The sequence below is a fragment of the Pseudomonas sp. NBRC 111119 genome (genome assembly GCF_001320125.1).
Classification (GTDB): Bacteria; Pseudomonadota; Gammaproteobacteria; order Pseudomonadales; family Pseudomonadaceae; genus Aquipseudomonas; species Aquipseudomonas parafulva.
The window spans coordinates 1-2,802 of sequence record NZ_BCAV01000093.1; the positions used below are offsets into that span (position 1 = coordinate 1).

General features: G+C 56.7%; 3 protein-coding genes and 3 tRNA genes. All 6 read left to right on the forward strand.

Annotation, left to right across the window (positions count from 1 at the left end):
• The first annotated feature begins 137 nt into the window (after positions 1-137).
• The 6 genes from birA (at position 138) to APH25_RS24685 (ending at position 2,709) form a co-directional block, all read left to right on the forward strand.
• Positions 138-1,097: a bifunctional biotin--[acetyl-CoA-carboxylase] ligase/biotin operon repressor BirA gene (gene birA / locus APH25_RS24660; protein WP_028633084.1), complete on the forward strand. Its 960-nt coding sequence runs from the start codon at positions 138-140 to the stop codon at positions 1,095-1,097.
• The gene (locus APH25_RS24665; protein ID WP_060483661.1) at positions 1,087-1,836 is read left to right on the forward strand and encodes a pantothenate kinase; all 750 of its coding nucleotides are present in this window, start codon (positions 1,087-1,089) and stop codon (positions 1,834-1,836) included. The genes birA and APH25_RS24665 overlap by 11 nt, the downstream gene beginning before the upstream one ends.
• An 8-nt stretch (positions 1,837-1,844) precedes the next feature.
• Entirely contained in the window at positions 1,845-2,270 is a 426-nt protein-coding gene (locus tag APH25_RS24670) for a hypothetical protein (protein WP_060483662.1), read from the forward strand.
• Positions 2,271-2,422: 152 nt separating this feature from the next.
• Positions 2,423-2,506: transfer RNA gene (locus tag APH25_RS24675), tRNA-Tyr, on the forward strand.
• Positions 2,507-2,530: 24 nt separating this feature from the next.
• Positions 2,531-2,604: transfer RNA gene (locus APH25_RS24680), tRNA-Gly, on the forward strand.
• 29 nt (positions 2,605-2,633) lie between these two features.
• Positions 2,634-2,709: transfer RNA gene (locus APH25_RS24685), tRNA-Thr, on the forward strand.
• The last annotated feature ends 93 nt before the right edge of the window (positions 2,710-2,802 follow it).

The window sequence follows — 2,802 nt, forward strand, 5'->3', positions numbered from 1 at the left end:
GTGCGGTAAAAATTCGCCCAGGGTTGGGCGCCAGCCGTTGTCCCGCTGAGGGCAGGGCATCACCGGAATGCCCCTTATCCTATGCAAGCCCACGACCCATGGCTATCATGCCTGCCTTATCCAACGTTGAGACTGGCATGCTGAAGTTGTTGAACCTCCTCAAGGATGGCCGATTCCATTCCGGAGAAGCTCTCGGGGCAGCCCTCGGGGTGAGTCGCAGTGCGGTATGGAAACAGCTGCAACACCTTGAGAGCGAACTTAACCTCACAATTCACAAGGTCCGTGGCCGTGGCTACCAGTTAGCTGCGCCCTTGGCAATGCTCGACGCAAAGGCTATAGCCGGCTTTGCTACGCAAGACCCGTGGCCCGTCTTCATTCATGAATCCATCGACTCTACAAATGCAGAGGGTTTGCGCCTGGCAGCACAAGGGCAGCAGGCGCCTTTCGTGGTGTTGGCGGAGCGCCAGAGTGCTGGCCGTGGGCGGCGTGGCCGAGAGTGGGTCAGCCCCTTCGCCGAGAACCTTTACTACAGCCTGGTCTTGCGAGTAGACGGCGGTATGCGCCAGCTTGAGGGCTTGAGCCTGGTGGTTGGCTTGGCCGTTATGCGCACCCTGCAAGCATTTGGCGTGAATGCTGTAGGCCTGAAGTGGCCTAACGACGTTCTGGTCAATGGCCAGAAGATCACCGGCATCCTCCTCGAGCTGGTAGGCGACCCTGCCGATGTTTGTCATGTGGTGCTGGGTATCGGCATCAATGTAAACATGCAGGTCAACGCGCAGGTAGATCAGCAATGGACATCCATGCGCCGTGAGGTGGGGGCGGTGATTGATCGCAACCACCTGGTCGCCTCGCTCAGTCAACAATTGCAGCACGAACTTGCCCGTCATCGCCGCTATGGCTTTGCAGCGTTTCAAGAGGAATGGGAGCAGGCGCATCTGTGGCAAGGGCGTAACGTGTCACTGATAGCAGGCACCACGCGTATTGACGGCTTGGTACTGGGCGTCGATGGGCAAGGCGGTTTGCGCCTTGTTGTGGACGGCGTTGAGAAAAGCTTCAGTGGCGGTGAGCTGAGTTTGAGGTTACGTGATGATTCTTGAACTCGATTGCGGCAATAGCTTCATCAAGTGGCGGGTGATCCATAGCCTCGATGCCATGATTGTCGCAGGTGGAATCGTTGAGTCTGACCAGGCCCTTGTGGATGGGGTGGTTGCCCTGCCTGCGGTGCAATTGACAGGCTGCCGAATTGTCAGCGTCAGAAGTGAAGAAGAGACCGAAGCTCTGTGCACACTGATTGCGCAGGTGTTTTCAGTGCAGTCGCATGTAGCGCGTTCTGCCTGGGAAATGGCCGGTGTGCGAAATGGCTATGACGACTACCAGCGCTTGGGTATGGATCGCTGGCTGGCTGCCCTGGGCGCCTACCACCTTGCACGTGGCGCGTGCCTGGTAATAGACCTGGGCACAGCAGCCAAAGCGGATTATGTGGCCGCAGACGGTGAGCATCTCGGCGGCTACATTTGCCCTGGTATGCCTTTGATGCGTGGGCAGCTGCGCACCCATACACGGCGCATCCGTTACGATGATGCCTCCGCTGAGCGCGCATTGGCCACCTTGTTGCCGGGCCGGTCCACGGTGGAGGCGGTAGAACGTGGCTGCGTGCTGATGCTGCAGGGCTTTGCACAGACGCAGATCGAGCAAGCGCATGCCCTTTGGGGGAGTGACTTTACGGTCTTCCTTACGGGCGGTGATGCGCCGTTGCTGAGGGATACGCTCCCACAGGCTCGGGTGGTGCCTGATCTGGTCTTCGTCGGTTTGGCGATGGCCTGTCCATTGAACTGAGGTGCCCTATGCGCTGGTTATTTTTGCTATTGCTGGTACTCAATGCCTTTTATTACGTGTGGCATCAGCAGGGCGCGCCGTTGAGGGTGAAAGAGGTTGCGCCTCTGTCTTTGTATAAAGGCAGCCAGCAGGAAATACGCCTGGTGCGCGAGGCGGGTGTGTCGGCATCCCCCAGGCGTCGCGACGAGTGCCTGATTGTGGGGGGCGCCATGGGCCAGGAGCAGATCGATGCCCTGCGGCAAAGGTTGACGAGCCTGGACATAGCAACGCTTCCGGTGGTTGCACAGCTGCCAGGTGCGGAAGGGCGCTGGCTGAAGGTGGAGCCCGACAGCGAGCGTTTACTGGACACAGCAGCCCTGGCGGCTCTTTCCAATGATTTCAACGACTTAAAACATAAAATTATTTTCTGCCAGGGTATTGCAACTGGTGAATAGCTTGATAGAATGGCGCCCGCTTCGCAGGGAACACCACTCAGGTGGCAGAACTGGAAGCGGTGTCAAAGTAGCTAAGTTTCAGATTTGATTGAAAAAATTTGAAAAATCGCTTGACACTGAGGCGGCATGGAAATAGAATGCCGGCCACATCTGGAGGGATTCCCGAGCGGCCAAAGGGGACGGACTGTAAATCCGTTGCGAGAGCTTCGAAGGTTCGAATCCTTCTCCCTCCACCAGTTTTAGCGAGAGCCGCAAGCTCCGCGGGTATAGTTTAGTGGTAGAACCTCAGCCTTCCAAGCTGATGATGCGGGTTCGATTCCCGCTACCCGCTCCAAGTTTGCTGGATTTTGCACAACGTGTTTCGCTCTTGTAGCTCAGTTGGTAGAGCACACCCTTGGTAAGGGTGAGGTCAGCGGTTCAAGTCCGCTCAAGAGCTCCATATAAACAAGGCAGATATGAAAATATCTGCCTTTGTTTTATCAGCGCAAGACTATTTCTTCTGCGGAGGATTGTATCGATGGCTAAGGAAAAG